Source organism: Streptomyces sp. ISL-10 (assembly GCF_018614575.1).
GTDB lineage: Bacteria > Actinomycetota > Actinomycetes > Streptomycetales > Streptomycetaceae > Streptomyces.
In genome coordinates this window covers 1-20,707 of record NZ_JAGGOJ010000051.1, presented here as the reverse complement: position 1 = coordinate 20,707, position 20,707 = coordinate 1, and the positions used below count along the sequence as shown (strand labels likewise).

At 67.7% G+C, this 20,707-nt stretch carries 24 protein-coding genes and 2 pseudogenes; 15 read left to right on the top strand and 11 right to left on the bottom strand.

Annotated elements, in window-relative coordinates:
- Positions 1 to 340: 340 nt before the first annotated feature.
- Positions 341 to 1,186 carry an IS5 family transposase gene (locus J7E88_RS35115; RefSeq protein ID WP_215187556.1) on the top strand — a complete coding sequence of 282 codons (846 nt, stop codon included), beginning with the start codon at positions 341 to 343 and terminating at the stop codon, positions 1,184 to 1,186.
- 237 nt (positions 1,187 to 1,423) lie between these two features.
- On the opposite strand, the gene J7E88_RS35110 is transcribed toward J7E88_RS35115, so the two are convergent.
- On the bottom strand, positions 1,424 to 1,780 hold the full coding sequence (locus tag J7E88_RS35110; RefSeq protein WP_215187555.1) for a DoxX family protein: 357 nt from the start codon (positions 1,778 to 1,780) through the stop codon (positions 1,424 to 1,426).
- Positions 1,781 to 1,899: 119 nt separating this feature from the next.
- On the bottom strand, positions 1,900 to 2,154 hold the full coding sequence (locus tag J7E88_RS35105; RefSeq protein WP_215187554.1) for a hypothetical protein: 255 nt from the start codon (positions 2,152 to 2,154) through the stop codon (positions 1,900 to 1,902).
- A gap of 171 nt (positions 2,155 to 2,325) precedes the next feature.
- On the opposite strand from J7E88_RS35105, the gene J7E88_RS35100 reads away from it, so the two are divergent.
- The 5 genes from J7E88_RS35100 to J7E88_RS35080 all read left to right on the top strand — a co-directional run bounded on the left by J7E88_RS35100 (position 2,326) and on the right by J7E88_RS35080 (position 7,246).
- Entirely contained in the window at positions 2,326 to 2,550 is a 225-nt protein-coding gene (locus J7E88_RS35100; RefSeq protein WP_215187553.1) for a hypothetical protein, read from the top strand.
- A gap of 199 nt (positions 2,551 to 2,749) precedes the next feature.
- The gene (locus tag J7E88_RS35095) at positions 2,750 to 3,898 is read left to right on the top strand and encodes a sigma-70 family RNA polymerase sigma factor (RefSeq protein WP_215187552.1); all 1,149 of its coding nucleotides are present in this window, start codon (positions 2,750 to 2,752) and stop codon (positions 3,896 to 3,898) included.
- Between the two features lie 163 nt (positions 3,899 to 4,061).
- Positions 4,062 to 5,537, top strand: a complete 1,476-nt coding sequence (locus J7E88_RS35090; protein WP_215187551.1) for a PepSY domain-containing protein — start codon at positions 4,062 to 4,064, stop codon at positions 5,535 to 5,537.
- Positions 5,538 to 5,560: 23 nt separating this feature from the next.
- Positions 5,561 to 6,844 (top strand): hypothetical protein, encoded by a 1,284-nt coding sequence (locus tag J7E88_RS35085; protein WP_215187550.1) that lies wholly within the window; start codon positions 5,561 to 5,563, stop codon positions 6,842 to 6,844.
- Between the two features lie 99 nt (positions 6,845 to 6,943).
- Positions 6,944 to 7,246, top strand: a complete 303-nt coding sequence (locus tag J7E88_RS35080) for a hypothetical protein (RefSeq protein ID WP_215187549.1) — start codon at positions 6,944 to 6,946, stop codon at positions 7,244 to 7,246.
- Positions 7,247 to 7,624: 378 nt separating this feature from the next.
- Here the strand turns inward: J7E88_RS35080 and J7E88_RS37600 are convergent, their stop codons facing one another.
- On the bottom strand, positions 7,625 to 7,804 hold the full coding sequence (locus J7E88_RS37600; protein WP_215187548.1) for a hypothetical protein: 180 nt from the start codon (positions 7,802 to 7,804) through the stop codon (positions 7,625 to 7,627).
- A gap of 1,205 nt (positions 7,805 to 9,009) precedes the next feature.
- On the opposite strand from J7E88_RS37600, the gene J7E88_RS35070 reads away from it, so the two are divergent.
- Positions 9,010 to 9,600 carry a DUF5958 family protein gene (locus J7E88_RS35070; protein ID WP_251023664.1) on the top strand — a complete coding sequence of 197 codons (591 nt, stop codon included), beginning with the start codon at positions 9,010 to 9,012 and terminating at the stop codon, positions 9,598 to 9,600.
- 33 nt (positions 9,601 to 9,633) lie between these two features.
- Here the strand turns inward: J7E88_RS35070 and J7E88_RS35065 are convergent, their stop codons facing one another.
- The 3 genes from J7E88_RS35065 to J7E88_RS35055 form a co-directional block, all read right to left on the bottom strand.
- Complete coding sequence (locus tag J7E88_RS35065) at positions 9,634 to 10,446, bottom strand: DUF4253 domain-containing protein (protein ID WP_251023663.1); 813 nt, start codon at positions 10,444 to 10,446, stop codon at positions 9,634 to 9,636.
- Between the two features lie 32 nt (positions 10,447 to 10,478).
- Entirely contained in the window at positions 10,479 to 10,883 is a 405-nt protein-coding gene (locus J7E88_RS35060; protein ID WP_215187547.1) for a hypothetical protein, read from the bottom strand.
- Positions 10,884 to 10,970: 87 nt separating this feature from the next.
- Positions 10,971 to 11,507 carry a DUF4240 domain-containing protein gene (locus J7E88_RS35055; protein WP_215187546.1) on the bottom strand — a complete coding sequence of 179 codons (537 nt, stop codon included), beginning with the start codon at positions 11,505 to 11,507 and terminating at the stop codon, positions 10,971 to 10,973.
- A 78-nt stretch (positions 11,508 to 11,585) separates the two neighbouring features.
- Here J7E88_RS35055 and J7E88_RS35050 point away from each other — a divergent pair, with 78 nt between their 5' ends.
- The 5 genes from J7E88_RS35050 (at position 11,586) to J7E88_RS35030 (ending at position 14,435) form a co-directional block, all read left to right on the top strand.
- Positions 11,586 to 12,137 carry a hypothetical protein gene (locus tag J7E88_RS35050; RefSeq protein WP_308307741.1) on the top strand — a complete coding sequence of 184 codons (552 nt, stop codon included), beginning with the start codon at positions 11,586 to 11,588 and terminating at the stop codon, positions 12,135 to 12,137.
- Positions 12,127 to 12,621 (top strand): SMI1/KNR4 family protein, encoded by a 495-nt coding sequence (locus J7E88_RS35045; protein ID WP_251023662.1) that lies wholly within the window; start codon positions 12,127 to 12,129, stop codon positions 12,619 to 12,621. The genes J7E88_RS35050 and J7E88_RS35045 overlap by 11 nt, the downstream gene beginning before the upstream one ends.
- A 110-nt stretch (positions 12,622 to 12,731) precedes the next feature.
- The gene (locus J7E88_RS35040; RefSeq protein ID WP_215187545.1) at positions 12,732 to 13,220 is read left to right on the top strand and encodes a DUF4265 domain-containing protein; all 489 of its coding nucleotides are present in this window, start codon (positions 12,732 to 12,734) and stop codon (positions 13,218 to 13,220) included.
- A 293-nt stretch (positions 13,221 to 13,513) separates the two neighbouring features.
- Complete coding sequence (locus tag J7E88_RS35035) at positions 13,514 to 13,837, top strand: hypothetical protein (RefSeq protein ID WP_215187544.1); 324 nt, start codon at positions 13,514 to 13,516, stop codon at positions 13,835 to 13,837.
- Positions 13,838 to 14,021: 184 nt separating this feature from the next.
- A complete protein-coding gene (locus tag J7E88_RS35030; protein ID WP_215187543.1) occupies positions 14,022 to 14,435 on the top strand; it encodes a hypothetical protein in 414 nt (137 codons plus the stop codon).
- A 453-nt stretch (positions 14,436 to 14,888) separates the two neighbouring features.
- On the opposite strand, the gene J7E88_RS35025 is transcribed toward J7E88_RS35030, so the two are convergent.
- Both J7E88_RS35025 and J7E88_RS35020 read right to left on the bottom strand, forming a co-directional pair.
- Positions 14,889 to 15,263: a toxin Doc gene (locus J7E88_RS35025; protein WP_215187542.1), complete on the bottom strand. Its 375-nt coding sequence runs from the start codon at positions 15,261 to 15,263 to the stop codon at positions 14,889 to 14,891.
- 2 nt (positions 15,264 to 15,265) lie between these two features.
- Positions 15,266 to 15,517: an antitoxin MazE7 gene (locus J7E88_RS35020; RefSeq protein WP_215187541.1), complete on the bottom strand. Its 252-nt coding sequence runs from the start codon at positions 15,515 to 15,517 to the stop codon at positions 15,266 to 15,268.
- Between the two features lie 274 nt (positions 15,518 to 15,791).
- Between J7E88_RS35020 and J7E88_RS35015 the strand changes: the two genes are divergently transcribed.
- Positions 15,792 to 16,742: an RNA-binding protein gene (locus tag J7E88_RS35015; RefSeq protein WP_215187540.1), complete on the top strand. Its 951-nt coding sequence runs from the start codon at positions 15,792 to 15,794 to the stop codon at positions 16,740 to 16,742.
- Between the two features lie 556 nt (positions 16,743 to 17,298).
- On the opposite strand, the gene J7E88_RS35005 is transcribed toward J7E88_RS35015, so the two are convergent.
- On the bottom strand, positions 17,299 to 17,595 hold the full coding sequence (locus J7E88_RS35005; RefSeq protein WP_251023661.1) for a hypothetical protein: 297 nt from the start codon (positions 17,593 to 17,595) through the stop codon (positions 17,299 to 17,301).
- Between the two features lie 260 nt (positions 17,596 to 17,855).
- On the opposite strand from J7E88_RS35005, the gene J7E88_RS35000 reads away from it, so the two are divergent.
- A complete protein-coding gene (locus tag J7E88_RS35000; RefSeq protein ID WP_215187539.1) occupies positions 17,856 to 19,094 on the top strand; it encodes an IS701 family transposase in 1,239 nt (412 codons plus the stop codon).
- 94 nt (positions 19,095 to 19,188) lie between these two features.
- On the opposite strand, the gene J7E88_RS34995 is transcribed toward J7E88_RS35000, so the two are convergent.
- On the bottom strand, positions 19,189 to 19,692 hold the full coding sequence (locus J7E88_RS34995; protein ID WP_215187538.1) for a GNAT family N-acetyltransferase: 504 nt from the start codon (positions 19,690 to 19,692) through the stop codon (positions 19,189 to 19,191).
- 386 nt (positions 19,693 to 20,078) lie between these two features.
- Positions 20,079 to 20,511: pseudogene (locus J7E88_RS36645) on the bottom strand (PHP domain-containing protein); the annotation flags it as partial.
- Between the two features lie 85 nt (positions 20,512 to 20,596).
- Between J7E88_RS36645 and J7E88_RS34985 the strand changes: the two are divergent.
- Positions 20,597 to 20,707, top strand: a pseudogene (locus tag J7E88_RS34985) (IS5/IS1182 family transposase); the annotation flags it as partial.

Genomic DNA, 20,707 nt, shown 5'->3' with positions numbered 1-20,707 from the left:
GCTGTGGTCGTCGCTCAAGAATCGAGAACTCGCCAACCTTGCCGGCGACCACCTTGCTGATGTTGCCGACGCCACCGAACAAGGCATCCACCGCATCAATCAGAACCGGCAGCTGCCCTGGTCCTTCCTCACCCACACCGGCCTGACCATCCACCCTCCAACCCCACTGAATTAACGAAAAGATCAGGTAGGGGGCATTCGTTCCCTGCAAGGTTGAGCACTCGACTGTCCGTCTCGTGCGGCCCTGCACTCGGAAACCCGTCTGATCTGAAAATGTCACGGAACCACCCGAGTCCCAGCGGAATCCACCCCTCCGTCATGGCCATGATCACGCTGTGCTGTGAGCGAGCGCAAGCCGTACCCCAGCGACCTGTCCGACGCCCGATGGGCCCTGATCGAGCCGACGTTGACGGCCTGGCGAAACGCCCGCCTCGAACGCCGACCAACAGGACAGCCGGCCAAAGTCGAACTGCGCGACGTGTTCGACGCACTCCTCTACATCAACCGCACCGGAATCCCCTGGAAATACCTCCCGCACGACTTCCCCAGCCACGGCACCGTCTACTTCTACTACGCCGCCTGGCGCGACGAGGGAATCCTCGCCCAGCTCAACTACGACCTGACCGGCCTGGCCCGCGTGAAGGAAGGGCGCAAGCCCGAGCCGACCGCCTCCGTCATCGACACCCAGAGCGTCAAGACCTCCACCAATGTGCCCCTGACCAGCCAGGGAACGGACGCCGCGAAGAAGATCGTGGGCCGGAAGCGCGGCATCCTGACCGACACAATCGGCCTCATCCTCGCCGTCACCGTCGCCGGCGCCGGCCTCTCCGAGAACGCCATGGGAATACGTCTCCTCGACCAGGCGAAAGAGACCTACCCGACCATCGCGAAGAACTGGGTCGACACCGGCTTCAAGAAGGCCGTCGTCGAACACGGGGCCCGCCTCGGCATCGACGTCGAAGTCGAAGTCGTCAACCGCAACCCAGAAAAACGCGGCTTCCACGTCGTGAAAAGGCGCTGGGTAGTAGAGCGGAGTATCGGCTGGATCATGATGCACCGCCGCCTCGCCCGCGACTACGAGACCCTCACCACCAGCTCCGAAGCCATGATCCACATCGCCTCGATCGACAACCTCGCCAAACGCATAACGGACGAGACCACACCAACCTGGCGAGGAACTTACTAGGGCATACAGGGCAATCCGCCTAGATCAAATGCCCTCTGAGAGCTACTGGTGGGCTACTTGGCGGTTGGTTCGCCGCTCGTTAACGGCTCGTCGGCCGTGAGTTCAGCGGGACTGAGGCGGCTTCACCGGGAACCCACGGCGTCTTCGGCAGGTAGGCTCGAAAGGGCCGTGGGTTCATCGCCGCTGGATCTGCAGGAGACTCATTGGGGGGCCTCCTGAGGGACGGGCTGCACGGGGTCACTGGGTGCCGTGGTAGGCCAGATTCACGGCCAGAGCAGCCACGGGCAGACAGAAGAACATGGCCCAGGGACCCAACCGGTATTCACGAACTCGCAGGTGGGCACAGAGCGCACCAAGGAAGTACAGCACGAGACCGATGGCAGCGAGCATGCCCAGCACCGGCACGGCGAACCCGGCCAGCAGCCCCAGCGCACCCAACGCCAGCAGTGTGCCCAGCGGGCGCATCCAGGACCGCGGCACACGCAACTTGTCTGCCTGGCTCTTGGGGTAGTCGTGGCCGATGAAGTTGGCGATGGCAGCCGAACCGTTGACAGCCGAGGTGAGGAGGGTGACAACGAGGTAGGCGGCAAACACGAGAAACTCCTTCTTCTACGCGAGAACGACGGTTGGGTGTTCGTCTCCTTGACGAAGACAGCACCTCAAGATGTGACACGCCCTGTCAGAACATCCCTCGGGGAGAGCCCCACTCATACTCATTCGCTCTCGGTGGTCTGTTCGATCTGGTCGTCGAGCAGGTTCTGGGCGATGGCCGCATAGCGGCTCGCGGTCGTGTGGGACAGGTTGAAGACCGGGGCGAGGTGCGGCGGGTCGGCGCCGACGGTCAGCGCCTCGTGCAGTACCCGGTCGCCGCGGATGCGTTCGAGGTAGACGCCCTGGTGCAGCAGGTGCCGCTTGAGGTATTCGGCACTGACAGGCCCGGTTCCCAGGGCGGTGTTCGCGTTGATCAATATGTGCCGGTTGGGTCCTCGGCCAGGTGATGCGACGCTGGGCAAGCCAGGCCAGCAGGGTCTGATGAGGTAGTTCGCCGAGCCGTTGGGCGTGTCCCGCGATGGTGATCCGGCGGTTGGGCAGGTCGGGTCGTCCAAGGTGAGGCGTCGGATTGCCGTAGCGCGAGCGGCATGGACGGCCGCCAGGGCAATGATCAGCCGTTGCGCTGGGGTGACGGCGATCCGTTGGACGGCGAGGACCTCGGCGTCGGTCATCGGCAGCAGGTTGCGCGGGATGTCTTCGGTCTTGAGGCGGGTGGTGGGGTTGGTGAAGATCAGGCCGCGCTTCTTGGCGAAACGAAACAGAGAGTGCAGTGCGGCGATGGCGTTGCGCCGCTGCCATCCGCGCAGAGGTGACAGCGCGGGCCGAGCAGCTCTTTGAGGACGGGAGCGTTCTCCCGCAGGCCCGCGTAGGAGAGGGCGTTGAACCCTACCTTCGTCGTCCGGACGCCCCTCACCGGGCCCCGCCCCTTCTGATCGACTTCGGGTTGGTTAGGTTCCGTGCGGAAAGCAGGGACGGAACAGTGCCGGCGCACGGCGGGAGGGAGCGGGGCCGGTGAACACGTACGGCGAGACGGGGGCCGCGGGGGAACGGGAGCGTGCCGAGCGGTGGCAGCGGGTCTGGGGGCACCGGGAGGCGCTGCTACGGGTGGCCCGGCGACGGTCGGCGAGCCCGGAGGACGCCGAGGACGCCGTACACGAGGCGATGGTGCGGGCCATGGAGCGGCCGGAGCTGGACGACGAGCGGCTCGGCGGTTGGCTGACCACGGTGACGATGCGGCTGTGTGTCGACCGGCACCGTCAGGTCGTCCGGGAGGCGGAGGTGCACCGGCGGGCGGCGCGGGGGCTGCCCGGCTACGTCACCGTCGAGGACCCGGTGTGCGACCGGGCCGAGGCCCACTGGCTCACCCGGCGCGGCCGGGAGGAGTTGCCCGGGCGGCAGGCCGAGGCGCTCGGACTGCGGGCGGAGGGTTTGGAGCTGGGGCAGATCGCGCAGCGGATGGGGCTCAGCTACCGGGCCGTTCAGTCGTTGCTGGCCCGCTCCCGCAAGACGCTGCGAGGCGTGCTGGCTGGCACCCTGGCCGTCCTGCTGTGGCCGTGGCGGGGCAGCCGTTCGACCGGGGTGGGCGGTGGCGTACCGGCCGGAGCGGCGCCGCTGGTAACGGCCGCCGTGACGCTGACGCTCGCCGGGCTGAGCCTGCTCACCCCGGGTACGTCCGACTCCGCGCCGGGGGGCGGTCCGGCGCGCCCGTTGCGGGGGGCCCCGGAGCCGGGTAGCCCGATGGAGATGGTCCTGGAGCTGGGGGCTCCGAAGGGTTCGGCCGCCCCGGCGGGCAATCCCGCTACGGGGCTGCCCCACGGCGGCGCGCTACCGGGCCGGGGCGACGGCGCGACGGGCACCCCGGGGCTACCAGGGCTGCGCGAGGAACCGGGCGGTCCGGAGGTACCGGGGACGCAGGGGCTGCCGGAAGCGGCCGGTCCGGCGTTGCCAGAGGCCCCCGGCCTGCCAGAGGTAGCCGGCCCGGCCCTGCCGGGAACCCCCAGGCTGCCAGAGGTAGCCGACCCGGCCCTGCCAGTGGCGCCCATGCTGCTGCAAGTCGAAGGACCCGCCCTGCCGAAGCCGGACATTCCGGGCCCCGAGAACACGGCTTCGGCGGCATCCGCAGAGGCCACCGGCACCACCCCTCCACCGCCTGTCGAATAGACCCCCGACCTCCACCACCCATCGCATACGCCACCGACCTCCACCACCCATCGAATCCGCCACCAAAAATCGCGAATCCGTGCGACGCAAGCCCCGCCTCTTCCCGTAGAGCGGCTGACAGTGCCACCAGCAGTGGCAACAGTTGCGAACGAGAGGTCACTCAGTGGCTCGAAGCAGAAACGGAAGGGGCGGCGGCATAACGCGCGCCCTGCGCGGCGGGCTCACGCTCACGCTGGCCGGTGTGGCGTCGGCGACCCTGCTGTCGTCCCCGTCCCAGGCCGCGTCCGGCGTGAACATCGGGCAGCGCTACAACGACGGCCTGGACAGCCGCTACAGCGTCACCAGCTTCACCAGCGCCGCGAACGCTATGGGCTACAGCGCCCTCGGCCACACGGGCGGCCGCAGCGCCGACAACACGTTCAACGACGGCGCCGGGGCCGCCGTCCTTGGCCTCTTCGGCCACGCCAACGCTGGGATCTTCCAGACCGACGAGGGCCCCACCGACGCCCAGGATGCGATCCTGGCCGCCGGTACGGCCACCGACGTGGTCAGCCCGTACGCCAACCTCCGCTTCATCTCCGAGTACTTCCCGTACGTCGAGGCGGACGACATGCGGCTGATGGTGCTGGCGGGCTGCTACACCTCGCTGAACGGCCCGTGGGGCAACTTCAACGACGCCGCCGTGTCCCGGGGCGTCGACTCGGTCATCAGCTTCAGCGGCCTCGTCTACTTCCCGGCGACCACCTCCGGAACGTCGATCGGCTCGACCAACTACTCGGGCAACTACTTCTGGGACCGCTTCGGCTACCACACCAAAACCGGCGCGACGATCAGCACCGCGCTGTACCGGGCCCGTACCGACCTAGTGGCCAAGGAGGGCAGCGCCGGGGGCTGGAACAACTACGTGATCAGGGGCGCCGTCAGCAACCCGGCCGACGTCAGGCTCAAGCCCGCCGGGAACGGTGAGCCGCTGAACAGCCAGCCGCTCGCCACCGTCCCGTTCACCACCTTCAGCGGGCTCACTGCCACCTCGTCCACCACCACCGACGGCCCGGACGGCGCCGAGCTGACGGATGTGACGACTGCCGAGGGCGTCCAGTACCGGCAGCGGCAGGACGGCACCGTCCTGGACGCCGTGGGCACCCCGTCGACCGAGGGTGAGGTGAGCCTGTCCGCCGCCGAGGCCCGTACCGCCGCCCAGGACTTCGCGAAGGCCAACGTCCCCGGCTTCGGCCCCAACTGGCGGCTGGTCACCGACGAGCCCGTCAGCCACATCGAGGGAGACGCGTTGCGGCTGGTGCGCTGGCGGACCGTCGCCGACGGCCGGGACGCCGCCCGTGAGGTGACGGTGGAGCTGGACCGGCGCAGCGGCGCGGTCGTCCACTTCTCCGCCGCCCGGGGCACGGCCGACAGCGCCGCCTTCCCGGTGACCGCCGAGCAGGCCGAGGCCACGGCCCGCGAGCTGACCGGCGATCACACCACGGCCGCCACGGTGGTGGCCGACACCTGGAACGCCAGCCGCTGGACGGTCACCTTCGACCGTGGCCCGACGGGCCGGCCCGAGGCCCGTGTCCCGGACGCGGACCGAGTCGAGATCGATGCCCGCACCGGCGAAGTCCTCTCCCGCACCACGGCCTGAACGAAAGTGAGAACAGCGACATCATGAGATCCCACCCCACCCGGCGCCTGCGCCGCACCCTTCTCGCGCCGGTGCTCGCCGCCGGCCTGCTGCTCGGCGGCGCGTTGCCGACGCAGGCGGCCACCTCCGCGGCCCCGGCGGCCGTCTCCGTCACCGACGACAGCGTCGAACTGAGCTGGTCCGCCGTCTCCGGCGCCACCGCCTACCTGGTCATCGACGACCGGGCACACGAGGTGCTCTGGCGCGGCGAGCAGACCGCCGCCACGCTCCCCGTCCAGGCCCCGACCTCGGTCTCCGTCCTCGTCGTCGCGCTGACCGAACAGGGCCCGCGCCTGGTCGCCAAGACGCTGGCCACCGTCCCCGACGCGGCCTCGGGCCTGACCCCGCTCACCGCCGTCACCACCCCCACCGGCACCACCCTCGGCTGGGGCGCCCTGCCGGACGCGGCCGACTACGAGATCACGGCCGACGGCAAGAAGCTCACCACCACCTCCGCCGTGCAGCTGCCGACCGAGACGGCGCTGGGCGAGAACGCCGAGTACACCATCGACGCCGAGCTGGACCTGCCCGCCGGGGAGATCACCGAGGACACCGTCACCCGCTCCACCTACGGCGTCGAGGTGACCCCGGCTACCACGGACGTGTCGCAGACCCCTGGCGACGCCCAGCCCGGCGACACCCTGCCCGCGAACGTCCGCGCCCTGACGACGTCCCGTACGACGTACGAGACGTACATCCCCATGAGCTACCTGCAAGGGGAGAGCTGGGGCTTCGGCTTCCCCTGCGAGTCGGCAGACGACAACGCCCCGTGGTTCTCGGGCGACGGCCGGAGCACCGGCTACGAGACCGGGAAGAACCGCACCAAGGCCGCGTCCAACCACTACTGGACCAGCGCCTCGACCTGGACGTCGAAGGGCATCAGCCCCACCAAGCGCTACCGGAAGGTGGGGAGCACGTACTACTACGACTCCCAGCGCACAGCTGGCGGTGACGGCTTCGTTATCCGGCCGCTGCAGAACGACGGCCGGTATGCCCGCACGGTGATCGAGCACAATGTCGGCAACCCGTACTGCACCGGGATCGCCGACATCAGCTACGACAACCAGCAGGACCTGTACCAGAACGGTTCGCACTGGGTATACGGCGCCCATGACAAGATGCCGAATCACCAGTTCTACCGTTACGACCAGTACTCCGACGGAACCTACAACCTGAAGCTGGTCTTCGATCACGCGCTGGACGACCCGAAGTGCCTCGCGGGCTGGATGGGCGGCTGCTCGGCACAGCAGTACCAGTACACCCGCTGAGAAGAACACCGAATGCGTCGTGGACCGGCGCGGGCGGCCTACGGCTTCGGCCGAAGGCTCCGCGCCGGTCCACGGCGGTCACCGCACAGGAAAGACGACATGAACGAACAGCACATGGTTGGCACACGGATCATTCGCTGGGTGCTGGGACTGGCCTGTCTGGGCTGCCTCCTGATCGCGTCCGTGGTCGCGGCGAGCTTCGCCGGGTGGGGCTTCGGTGAGCGGACGACCGCGGAAAGGTTCCGGGACGCGATTCCCTCCCTGCTGATGTCTCTGACATGGGCGGCCGTCGCCATCGCCGGTTTCCGCCTACTGGTCGGCTACCGCCTGCTCTCCTGGTGGCTCACCTGCGCCCTGATCATCCCGGCCTACGCGGCACTGCACACCGCGGACGTGCTGTAGAACGGGGCCGGCACCCCTGCGCGAGCCACGCGCCCCGGCATGAGCGTCGACCTCGACCGCGGCCTCGGGCGCACGGCTGCGAAGCGACGGCGCTATGCGCGACCGACGGCACCCCTGTTCCCCGGCGGCGCCGCCCCCGGTCCGATACTGGTGGGCTCGCGTATTCAACTGTCGCGAGTTCTCCGTGATCATCAGCCTGATGGTCACCGTAGGTGGTCTCCGAAGGCGTGGTCTCTCCAGCATCCCTGTTCCCCTCTCCGCGGCGGACCGCTCGAACTGCCAGGCTCGTGGCTCCCGGATAGGCTCACCTACGTGCCCGGTGGCCAGTTTTCTGGAGGTGCCGTGATCCAGCAGCATGCGGAGGGGTGCCCGCTCTACTCAGGAGATTTTGGGGTGATCGACCTCAAGGACGCCGAGGGATGGGTCGTCACCGGGCACCACAACGACGTCCTTACCTATGTCTGCCCTGATGAGCCTCAAGATCAGTCGGAGATCGCTGTCGGGCTGTTCGGACGCTCCAAGCGCCATCGGGATGGCACAGAACTTCACGTCGTCCACGTTGAGGACAAGCGAGGCTCAGCCGACTCAGCGCGAGCCCTGGGACTGCGGGCCACACAGCGATGGCCGCGGCAATCTCGAACCTCCCTTCTGACTGATAGGCGAACGGCCCACCGGCCCAAGGATGTGCGGCCAGCCGAGTATTTCGGAACGACGAGGCAGTCGGTGCCTCGATCACCTTCCTCGCTCTGCTCTTTCTCGCGCTGGTGATGCCGTTCCAGGTTGCCAAGTGGATTCCCATTGTGGGCGATGAGCTCCAGAGCATGCACCAGGCCAAGGGCGAGGCGATGCAGCGCGCGCAGAGTGCCGCGGCCCGATTGAAGCAGGGGGGGGCAGTCGGACATGAAGAATCAGGCCAACAAGCCGCCTTCGGGCGGTCCGGAAGGCGGGGCTGGACCCGGAGGCGGCGGGCCAGGCGGGGGTGGGCCCGGAGGCGGCGGGCCAGGTGCTGCTGGTGCCGCTGCGGGGCCGGCCACCGCCGCTGTGGAAACGAAGAAGGCCATCGACGGGGCCCGGGAGCAGGTGGGGCAGGCGGTCACCGACGGTGCCAGCAATGCATCCGGTGCTGGGCAGCAGGACGGTCGCGGATCCGGTGGCAGCGGAGGGGCGGGCCAAAGCGGGGCTTCGGGCGGCGGGCCCCGTGGCAGTGGGGGTTCCGGAGGAGCTCGGCGTCCCGCACCCCCGCCGCCTCGTCGGCCGGGATCCGGGTCGGGAGGCACATCTCCGCCGGCCCCTCCCCCGCCGCCCCGGCCGGGCGGCCAGGCTCCTCCGGCTCCGGCGCCCGCTCCCCCGCCTCGGCCGCCCTCGAACTAGTGGCCGCTCTCACCTCACCCGTCACGCTTTGAGAAAGGAGTCGCGATGGACCGCGTCTTCTCGTTCCCCCGACCGCGTCCACGCGGTCTGCTGGGGCGTCGCTTCGAAATGGACGAGCAGCTTGTCCTCTTCGGCGGGATAGCCCTGTCCGTCGGCTTGCTGTCCACATTGCCAGGGATTCCCCTGAAGCTCCTCGGATGCCTCGGCGCGGCCGGCACGTGCATCTGGGTCACGATGGTCCCCTACAAGGGGCGCACCTTCCTGCGCTGGTACGAGATCCGGCGCACCCACCGCCGGCTTCTGCGCGACGGCAGGCTCCTGTACCAGTCGACGGCTCCGCTCGCGGGGCGCCGCAGGGATGGAACACCGGTGCCGGTGGCGCGCGCGCGGCCATGTTGGCGTTGGCTTTCGTCCCGGCGCGCGAAGGCGTCCTCCTCGACCAGGTTCACCCACTGCAGACCACCCGCTGGGCCGACGACGCCGAAGGCGCGGCCGATCTGGCGGTGCTGCTCGGAATCCTGATCACCGCGGCGAAAGCGGCGTCCGTCCCACGGGAGGCAGTCATGAACGAACGCGACGTCCTGCTCAACAAGCTCGCGCAGGGGCTGCGCCCGATGTCAGAGGGCATCGAATGGTTCGACGGCCTCGGCCAGGAACAACAATCCGAGGTGCTGCTGTTCCTGCGCCATCACTGCGTCCAGGCTCGAGCCGTCGCAGAGGATGCACCGGAGAGCATCCGCCGTGCCGGACTGCGCCCGACGCATACGCCCGCAGTGCTGATTTCACGAGGCCGGATCGACGAACAACTGGGAAGGATCGCCGGTCTCACACCTCTCAACGAACGCCGCAAGGCGTTCAGGCTGCTGGTCGCAGTGCTCTCCATCGCCGACGCGCGGCGCCGCGAGCGCTTCTGCTCCGGCGGCTGCGGTCACTGGTGGCACGGACTGTCCCCGTCGCCTGACAACCCCGCACCGCGCTCCTGAAGGTCAGTTCCCGAGCATTTTCTGCGGAGCGGCTCAGTCCCACCAGAAGTCCCAGTGGTGAGCACCGGTGATCCGCTCGGCGTATGCGGTCAGGGTGTATGGACTGCTGCTCTGCCAGATGTTGTCCGGGCAGAAGGCGAAGTGCTCGGCCGCAACCAGGAGAGCATCGTGCTCGTCCACCGGTGGCGCGGCGACGCTGAGGTGCAGCGTGGAGAACCCGACCGCGACGACACGGGCGCCGAACCGGTCTTCCCAGTCGCGGACGACCGCGGAGAACTTCGCGGTGTCGTTGTCGTAGTTGCAGGGTCCGGCCCAGCCCGCGACTGTCAGTGCCTCGCCACCGGATGTGGCGGCGACCAACCCCAGACGTGTATGTGGGCGGTTGGCGAGGAACGCCTGCGCGAACTCGGTGGCCAGTTGATCGGGGTTCGTTGCCGTCTCCCGGCTGGGCACGAGGCCGGGCCAGGTCCGTCCGAAGGGGGCCGTGACGGCAAGGCGCCTGTCGGTGTCGAACATGTCGTCGTCTTCGTCGACGGCTGTGTAGGTCGCCCACCACTGCGGGAGGAGGCAGGCAGGGTCGTGGCTCGCCGGGGACGACATCTGTTCGGGGAAGACCTCCCCAGATCCCCATGGGCGGAACTCGTCATCGCTCGGATCCAGCGAGTCGAGCAGCAGCGGCCACAGGCCGGAGCGTGTGTGTTCGGCGTGCATCCGCGTCCACAGCTCGGCCGTGGCCGACCCGTTGCTGAGCCACAGGGGTTGTACACCTCCGTCGCCTTCGTCGGACGTGACCATCCGACCCGGTGGGAGCAGGTCCGCGCAGCTCAATCGGGTTTCAGGGTGCATGCGGCGGATGCTATTGCTGCGACCAGGAGGGATCACCGAGAGGTCCTGACCACTCGGTCGCGGAACTGCTGGAAAGCGTGCCAGCCTGACGTTTGCCCTGGAGTGATCAGGTTCCCTTCGGCGCAGTCGAGCGCTTTGCACCGCAGAGCGTCGGCAAGACGGAGGACGGGCGTCAGCACGTCGTCGCCGGAGCCCCGGATGTGAAGCTTGACGGAGTCCATCGGGTCTTCTGAGCCGATGTTGAGTTCGATGGACCACGTGGCGCTGGACAGTTCGCCCCAGGCGGGGTCCGAGAGATCGACCTCGGGAACGGCCTGGGTGACAGCCGCGAGTACGTCGCGGCGGCGGCCGAGCGGGTCCGGGGTGTGGTCGGCGGAGATCTCCTGCACTGAGGTGACGTCGTCGGGCAGGCGGAGAAGGAGCACGTCCCAGCTCATGATGGCCTTCCGGATAGGACTCGAGTAGCGGTTACGGTGGGTCAGAGGCTGGGCTCTGTCGGAATCACGTGATGTTGCCGACTGCTGTCAGTACAAATACAACGCAGTCAAGGCGGGAAGCCTGCGAGCCATCTCTTGATGGTCGTCAAAATCGAAGTTCTCGGCAGGGTCAGGGTCGGGGTACCGGATGGTGAGGCCGTCGGCGGGAAGCTCCTGGCCGGTGGCCGTCTGGTGGGCGTTCCAGGCGATGCTCAGCATCTCTTCACACTCGAAGTCGATCCCTTCAGCCGCGGCAGCACGGACGTCAGGGAGTTCGGCAAGTGCGTCGAGGTGAGCAACGACGCGCTCGAATACCATGCGGCCTTGGGCGATCAGCCAGCCGCGGAAGTAGTCGAGGCCATCGTCCGAACACCCGCCGTTGAGAATGTAGGCGGCGGCCCACAGCGGATGTTGGTAGGAGTCGGCCATGAGGTCCCAGAGGATCTGCTGTGCTGCGGCGATCTCTTGTGATGAGCGGCAAACAAGCAGCTCGGAGGCACGGCCGGCGATGCTGGCGTCGTCCCCGGTGTCGAGCACCTGCTCGCGGGCTTCCTCGATCAGTATCCAGAACTGCTCCCTGTTCATGGCCGCGAGCATGCCATTACGTACTGACATCGGCCTCCGGGGACAGTGACTGTCAGTGGACACGACTACCGTGCTGACGTGCCGAACTCATATACGACGTTGTGGACCAACGACTTGTGCCGAGAGCTTGAACGGTCCGGCCGTACCGGTCAGCGGCTGACGATGCTGTTCGGCGGGCCGCACCAGTCGCTGCCGAGCTTCCAGCGTGCGGGAGTGCAACCTGGCGACCGTATCTACCCCGTGCGAGCCCACCGCGCCCGTCTCCTTGTGCTGGGGGTGCTGGAGGTGGCTCACATCGTCCCCTACGAGAATGTCGGCTCGGCGCTCCACGATGACGACTACGTGAAGTTGCTGGACTGGCGCCCGCTCAAGACCGGGTGTGTCACCGAAGTGCTCGTCGGACCGCCAGGTGCCCCGCTTAGGTTCGACACGGTTGTCCCGGGGAATCTCCTGGAGCGGCTGACGTATACATCCCGCCGGGGCGAGCGACTGCTCAAGCACGTCGAGGACGGGCGTCTGATCCGTTCGACGAGCCTTCAAGGCATCTACCGCCTCGCCGCCGACTCCGCCGAAGAGCTTGACCAGCTGGTTCGCCGCGATGGCCCGAGCGGAGGTGCTGATGAAGTTTGATGAAATCAAGGCGTCGTTCTGGAGCGGACACACGTACGGCGTCCAGCCCGCCTTGACCCAGGAGACCGTCGCCGACGCGGAGCGAGTCCTTGGGCTGCGACTCCCCACGTCGCTGCTCGACCTTCTGCGTGTGCAGAACGGCGGCGTTGTCACGGCCGACCGGGATGCCTTTCCGACCAATCAGCCAACCTCGTGGAGCGAGGACCACATCCCGTTCACCGAGTTGATGGGGATCGGCACCGGCGGGCACGGCTTGTCGCTGTTGGAGACGCCGTACCTGGTGGAGGAGTGGGGACTGCCGTCTCCAGTCGTGCTGCTGTCTGGTGACGGCCACTACTGGATCGGGCTCGACTACCGGGCCTGCGGCGAGTTGGGGGAGCCTTCGGTGACCTGGTTCGACACCGACTCCGGCACAGAACTGCCGCTCGCGGCAGACTTCCGGGCATTCGTGGAGGGCCTTCAGCCCCTCAGCCGGTTCGAGTGAGCGGCCGTAGAACCGGTCGAAACGTCTGGTCGTCGCATTCTGCGGTGGGAACGAAAGGCGCTGGTGGGGGTGGCCTCCAGCACTGCTGCGACAGCGTGGATGATGGTGCGGTGACGAGCATCAGCGGAGACCACGTGAAGGTTCATTTCCGCATGGATGTGGATGAGGAGGGCTGGCCGCCGGCAAGCGTCGAGAGCTTGTGGGCAGTTGATCTCGGCGACGGCTCGGTGCGGTTGGACAACACTCCCTGGTTCGTACGCGGAGTCGCCAGCGGGGACATCATCCGCGTGGAACCCGACAACGAAGGTGTTCGCTGGGCTGGGGAGACGGTCCGGGCCTCGGAGCACTGCACGATCAGGTTGATCGTGCTGAAGGACGGTGGTTCAGCTGCCGCCCGTCAGACCGTGCTGGAGACCTTTCATCGCCTCGGGACCACCGGTGAGGGGATCGAGCAGTTCAGGATGGTGGCTCTCGATGTCCCGCCTGATGCGGATCTGCGACGGATTCGGAAGCTCTTGGAACACGGCGAGGCTGAGGGATGGTGGCACTGCGAGGAAGGGTGCGTCACTGCCGCTTGGCGATCCACGGCCACTGCTTGACCGTCGTGTTGGCGGTTATCGTCTCCCTCGGATGCCATGCGCTCAGCCTCGATTGCTGTCCGCCCATTCGTCGCTGTTCCACATGCCAGGCATGGCACCGACAGGTTCGAACTTGATGTGGGCGTCGTTGCTGTGGACCAGACTGAATAGACTCATCACCTGATGGACTGACACGGGCAGCCAAGTTCCTGACATTAGAGCCAGGCGCGTGTGGGACGAGCTCCTGCCCACAGCTGACAGGTCCGCTGATCAGCCATCTGAAGCCATGTGTCAGGGTAGGCACGCTGTCCGCCTTGATCACGGAGTTCTCGATGCTGAGCAAGCTGACCGGCTCGTCACAGCCTGCCGAGCCGCCCACCCCGCCCCTGCGCTGGTACACCGCGCTCACCGTCTACCGCGACCCGGCCAACCCGGGCTCCGTCGCCCGGGCCAGCGACACCCTCAAGGCCCGCTCCCTGCGCGAAGCCACGCTCCTCTTCCTCGCCAAGGCGGAGGCCGGCCCGCCAAAGCTGCCCGAGAAGGACCTGTCCACCTGGACCGCCGTCCGCTTTGACGTCTCCGAGACTGGCGAGCACGCCATCGAGGAGCAGGAGCGCCAGCGTCGCGCCGGCCGCTGACATCTACAGCCCAGCCCGAAGGAGCACCCGTTCCGGCTCCCCGCAGAAGTGGGACGACATAGTCGCCGACACCCTCGTCGAATGTGGCCACTGCCATGGACCGATGTCTCCGCTCTCTCCAAACTCGGAAGAACCGTGCTTCGAATGCCTGCAGCACCAGGATCAGGCGTGCGCAGCCGCTGCGATGCCTGCGCTCCACCTCGAGGACTGCGCGGCCCGTGACCTCGTCGCCGAGATGGCCAAGCCCGCCGTCGCGGAGAGCGTAACCCGGGCTCTCTTCCGCCGCTTGGATCTCGAACTGCCCGTGAAGGAGCAGGAGTTGGCGGCCATGGAGGACCGTGTTGACGTGCCGGCTTCCACGGTCGACGCCAAGCGGTATGACCTGAGCCGCTGGTACCAGACCACGCTGGGCTTTATGGACGAGGACGTCTTCAGCCCCCGCTGGCTGGCCGCCTGGTGGAACAGGGCCGATGAGCAGCGCAGACGGCAGCTGTGCAACCTGTTCTTCGATAAGATCGAAGTTCGTTCTGGGCCCGCCCCAGACCTAGGCGCCCTGCACGACGAACGGATCACTCTCCTCTGGCGGCGCCTGGGCTGACCGCCGCCAGCGTGACGTGGAGGCGTCATACCCGCTGGTAGGAGACAGATTCGTGACGGCTGGACGTCACGCTGCCCGCCGGGCGCGCCGGGCAGCGCGACGGCGCCATGCCCGAGACCTGCAGCGCCCGGAACAGAAGACGGCGTCCCGCCGGCGGTCGCCCCCGGCGAAGGTGATCTGGCCGCAGACTGGGCAGGTCAGCATCCGGATCATGCTCTTGTCGCCGAGCCACTCCGCTTCTCCGAGCATCAGCCCCAGCTGCCAGCACCGATCGGCGGCCTTCCGGTCCCGGTGGGCCTGGGCCCGGCACACGTCGTCGCAGTACAAGCGCCGCGCCGAAGCACCCCGCGGGAGCCGGGCCCCGCAGGACCCGCAGAACCGGATCCTGGCCACGCCTCCAGGGTCGCGCGGGGGCGGCTGCCATGCCGCCGCGCGCAGCGGTACCGGTCAGGATCACGGACGCATGGAGCGCAGCCGGTCGGCGATGTCGTACACGGTCAGCCGCAGCGCGCGGATATCGGCAATCAGGTCACGCCACGGCTCGAAAGCGGTGGCCACGTCCTCTCCGGAGGCCCGGATGTACGACACGGCCACGCCCATGCCGAAGAAACCGTTACGGGCCGGCAGCGGACGCAGCAGCACGATCTGCTCCAGCAGCGCCGCCGCTCGCCAGTAGGCGTCGGGATTGCCGACGTCCAGCTGCGGGGTGTTCACGCGGTGCCGGGCCACGGCAGCCACCAGGGCCGAGTAGTCCCGGACTCCCAGTTCCTTTCCGAGCAGCTCCTCCTGCCGTTCGAGAAGCCACCGGATGTCGATGTTCAGTTCCAAGGTCAGGCTGCCCGCCCTGCAGTGTCCTGCTGCAGCAGGGCGTCATCGGGGAAGGCGGCGTCGAACGCCTCGGCGAGGCCGGGCTGCGCGATGACCTCGCGGAACACAGCCGTCGCCTTGCTCAGCCTGATCTGGTTCTCTTCCGCTATGGCCAGCTCCGCCAGGTAAGCGCGGACGCTCTTGCCCTGGGCTGCGGCGACAGCGGCGAACCGGTCCCGCGTCGCGGAGTCGACCTTCATGGTGGTGTCAGCCATACCCCGAGTATGCACCAATGGGTACCTTCGCGAATACCTTTGGCCTCTGGAACTACGAGCTGCCCTGAGCCTGAGCACGATAGGTGTCGTCTGAGCGAGGTAACTGTCGTCGCTGTCCTGTCCCCGTGATGTGTAGGCAGTCCCGCTTTTCTGTGGGCAAGTGCGCCGGTGTCTCGGTTACGTGTAGGCAGGCTCAGCGGGGTTGCGACAGGCACCACCCGGCAGACGATGACGAAATACGCTGACACCCCCTTCCACCAGCACAGGGAGCAGCGTGCCGCCGTCCTTCGCCCACCAGATAACCAAGTACAACCCCGCCGACCGCGACGAGCGCGGGCACTACATCGGCGCCGAGGACACCGTGAGCGACCACGGGCCGGTCGAAGCGGCCTACTTGGAGGCGATCGCCGCCTTCGCGCAGGACTCGGGCATTGACCGGCTGGAGATCCGTGAACCCGAGGTCACCGGCTTCATCAACTTCGGCCTGGAGGCGCCGGTTGACGGACACGGCCTCGCTGGGCTGTTCCCGCCGGACCTGTCGGGCTACTACGACGGTGCCGAGGTCTCAGTGCCAGTCGCGCTGGAGCTGGTCCGGGTCATGCTCCGCGACCAGGGCGCCTGGTGTCGACTGGAGCAGCAGGACACGTTCACCGTGCACGTCGGATGGGATCAGTACGTGTATGTCGGCAGTGACCGACCCTGCGAGGTAGCCGTCGCCCGGACCCGCAAGCTCGGCCTGTTCGTGCAACCGATCACGGCCTCGCCCTACGCCGCAGACCTTGAGGAACCAGAGGTGACACAGGCTGCAGACGAGGACTTCTGGGAGCGAGTACGCGCAGAACTGGGCACACCGCAGACGCTGCTCCTGGAAGAGACCTACGTCCGCAACGCCACCCGCTGGCACCGCCTCACTGAGAGCAATCTCGACACCGTCCGCGCCACGCTTGGCCCACGCGCGCTTCTGACCGTCTGGCCGGACTTCACCCCTGACGTCGACGCGGTCCTTGCCGCGCTGCCCGAAGACGAGTCCGTGGACTTCGTGTGGCAGGAGTCGAACGGGACGATCCGTCACGTCACCGTCGACGAGACCGACCACCAACAGCTCGCCACTTTGGTGGCGGGCGCGAGGGCGGCCTGTTTCCTGCCCTTGGCCGTCGACGAACGCCACCCGCTGTTCCAGGTGACTCTCCCTGACAGCGACGGCGTGCTGCGCGCCAGGTGGTGACCTTCGCAGGTGAAAGATCACCCTGCCTACGGTTGAGCGGGACACTGGCCGCCCTCGTGTCCCAATCATCTGTGGGCACCGCAGGTCAGGATGTTGCCCTGCCCACAGGTATTTGGGACAGGGCAGTCGCCCCCACGCAGGAATTGCTCATGCGGAGGCTCGGCTCGTCCCCGGGCACTCGTGGATACGTGCAGCCCTGCTGGCAGGCTCACTTCGGAGCCAAGCCCTGCGATCGAAGTAGAGGATCGACCGGAAGGGCTGCGAAGCGCGTGACGTGCTCCGCAGGTTGTAGCTGAGGGTGGCGTCAACCTCAATCGACCGCATGATCACAGGGAGTAGTTGTTCATGAGCTGACTCCTCATCAGCGCCAAGGCGGAGGCCGGCCCGCCGAAGCTGCTGGAGAGGGATCTGTGCACCTGGACCGCCGTCCGCTTCGACGTGGCGGGCGCCGACCACCGCCCTGAGGACGCGACGGCGCCTCCGGCACCACCCGCTGGAACAGCTCCCACAGCTCATCCGGCACCAGCCGCTCGACAATCCCCACGAGCCATCGCGGCTACGACTCGCTTGAGCAGTCGATCTTGGTCCAGGTCGCCTGGAGGTCACAGCAGACAATGATGAGGTTGCCGTCCCAGCAGGCGATCTCGTGGCTGCAGCCGTCCCTGTGCGGCAGGATTTCGTCAAGAATCACAGTCCCGAGGTCCGTTCCTCGGTCCTCATCGGTGGGATCGATGATGACCCCTGTGTAGCGGATCAGCAGGTCCTGGTCGTGCTTCCAGCAGTTGTGCTGGAACTCGACCTCCATCTCCTCACCGCTGGCGCCCCGGACGGCCCGAAGCGTCAGGTCCTTCACACACCGCCTTGGGAGACCCCTGGCCTGGGGGGAGGAACCACGGATGCGTTTGTGGCCGAGGCAGCCAAGGCCGGCTCGCAAAAGCCAGAAGGTTGACGGCTAACACTCCAGCTGTAGATCGTGATCTTGCTGGTCGGGGCCGCTACGGATACGGGCGCGGCCACCGTTGATCATCGTGAGTTGTGTGGACTGACGAAGAGACGGTGGCCGCAGGTCACAGCATAGATCCCGGCCGTTGGCGGGATGCGTTCGAGGTGGCCATGGGCCGTATCGCGGGCCGCTTCGCCCGGGTCGAACCCCGGCTGCGGGCCGGGCGGTTGATGCTGGGGCTGCTGTCGGACCTGCCGCGCAAGAACTGCTGGACGATCGCGGAGTGGGCGGGAGAGAAGTCCCCGCACGGCATGCAGCATCTGCTATGCAGGGCATCCTGGGACGCCGATGCGGTGCGTGACGATGTACGCGAGTACGTCGTGGAGCATCTCCACGACGAGGAGGCGGTCCTGGTCGTGGACGAGACCGGCGACGTGAAGAAGGGCACCCGTACCGTAGGGGTCCAGCGCCAGTACACCGGCACCGCTGGCCGGATCGAGAACTCCCAGGTCGCCGTTTACCTCGTCTACGCCGGTGCCCGCGGACACGCGGCCGTGGACCGGGAACTGTACGTTCCACGCTCATGGACCTCGGACCCGGACCGCTGTCGGGCGGCCGGGCTGGCCGAGGGCACCGTCTTCGCGACCAAGCCGGAGCTGGCCCGCACGATGATCGAACGGTTCTTGGACGCCGGGCACCATATCGACTGGGTGACGGGCGATGAGGTCTACGGCGGCAACCCGAAACTGCGGGCGGCCCTGGAGGAACGCGGCATCGGCTATGTCCTGGCGGTGGCCTGCTCGGCCGAAGTGGCCACCGGTGCGGGAAGGTTCCGCGCCGACGTGCTGGCCGGCAAGCTCCCGAAGCGGGCCTGGCAGAAGCTGTCCGCCGGCCCCGGCGCGAAGGGGCACCGTTACTACGACTGGGCCGTCATCGACCTCGCCGACCCGGCGCCGGGCCACCGTCAGCTGTTGATCCGGCGCAACCGCACCACCGGCGAACTCGCCTACTACCGCTGCCATTCCATCGGTCCGGCTCCTTTGCGCACCCTGGTCAGGACGGCGGGATCCAGGTGGCGGGTGGAGGAGGCCTTCCAGGCCGGGAAGGGGCTGGCCGGACTCGATGAACACCAGGTCCGCCGCTACCCGTCCTGGAGCCGCTGGGTCACCCTCGTCATGCTCGCTCACGCCTTCCTCGCTGTCGTCCGCGCAGATGAGCACGCACGGCGCACTGGCCCGGACGACCTGGCCCCGCTGACCTGCAACGAGATCCAGCACCTGTTCCTCACTATCGCCGTCCGGCCACTGAACGACCTCGCTCACCGGATCGGCTGGTCCGACTGGCGACGCCGCCATCAGGCACGATCACAGGCCAGCCATTACCGTCGACAAGCCGCAGCCCAGACATGAAGATCACGATCTGCACCTGGAGTACCGATCTCGGCATGCCTGGCGCTCCGCCGGAGCGCACTCGGGCGTGAAGCCCCGGGAGCGTGCTCTCGCATCACGGCAACGAGCGTGTGAGCCAGACCACTTCACCGTTGTCTTCTGTGGAAACGCGATCTCGCTCGAACCCGAGCTTCTCAAGGACACGGAGCGACGGTGTGTTCCATGCGCCGACGGTCGACCAGAGCCGCTTCCGCCCGGTCGCGATAGCGGCATCGAGCACCGCCCTGGCCGCCTCGGTGGCGTAGCCACGCCCATGCGCGCGCTGGAACAGCTCATACGCGATTTCGGGCTCCTCCAGGGTGGAGCGGCCGATGATCAACCCGCAGTAGCCGATGAAGTCCCCCTCGTCACGGCGCTGAATGGGCAACAGGGCGATCCCCGTAGTCGCCGTCGCGGTGAGCAGCTCCGCGATGGACGTCCGGATGTGCTCAACCGTGGGAGTCTCCTTGCCGCGTTCGGAAAGGAGGGCGCAGAACTCAGCGGCGTCCGACTCAGCCCACGGCCGCAGTATCAGCCGCTCGGTCTCAAGGTGGAACGGCATCGTCTCGTACGTAGTCATGCCCCCACTCTGTCCCACAGATCATCACGAACTACAGCTGGAGTACTAAGCCCTCTTCGGGAACCGTCGGTTCGCAGCCGCCGCGCACACCCACCGGTTCCCCCGACGGCGGAGGTCCCTGCTCGACGGGAGGGGCACGTCGTCCTTCTTCGACGGTACGTCCATGACCGACCGGTCGCGAGCGCAAGGCTTTCGGACCGTTCCCGCGTCCGGGACCGCGTCCCGCAGGTGACCGCGCAGCCCTCGATACCGGCGCTCTGGATCCGGCCGGCGCGGCGGGGTCGCGGACAAACCCGGGCCGGGTGGTTGCTGTCTGCCACCGCCTGGTGGTCCGAAGCCGGTCCAGCGCGGGCGCCCGCGCCGCCTCGGAAGCCACCCGCCGCCAGCGGTACACAGGCCCCGACCAGTTCAGGTCCGGCGTGCTCGTGAAGAGCCTGCCAGGAGGCGACCGGCGGGCCGTCCCCAGCATGGGCATGCGCAGCCGACACCAGACGGCACAGCCGGGCCCAGCCCTTTCGCATCCCGGGCCAGGACCGTGACGCGAAAGGGCGCCTCAACGACATGAACGCCGCCGCGTACAGGGGTACGCCTCCGCTCCGCCCTCGCCGACGGGCTGCTGGCCGCAGCCGCGAGGTCGACGCCGAAGATCGGGCGAACTCCATGCACTGCGTACGCCTTCACGAACCGCACCGTCCCGGTGACGGTGTCGCGGTCGGTAAGAGCAAGCCATTCGATGCCGCGCTCGGCAGCCCGTCGCGCCAACGCCTCGGGAGAGGCGCCGTAGCGCGCGGAGTAGCCGGACGCTACGTGGAGATGCATGGCCTGCTCCACGTACGACGGGGCATGGCGCCGATGCCCTAAGGGTTGTCCCGTAACTGCTGGTCAGAGGTGAGATGATCTTGCTGTGGCTGGTGTGATCACGGCGTCAGAGTCGTCCTGGACAGCCCCGTTCACCGGGTTGAGCCCGCGTCAGTTCGGCAAGCTGATCACGGCATTGCGCCGGGAGGGCGCGGAC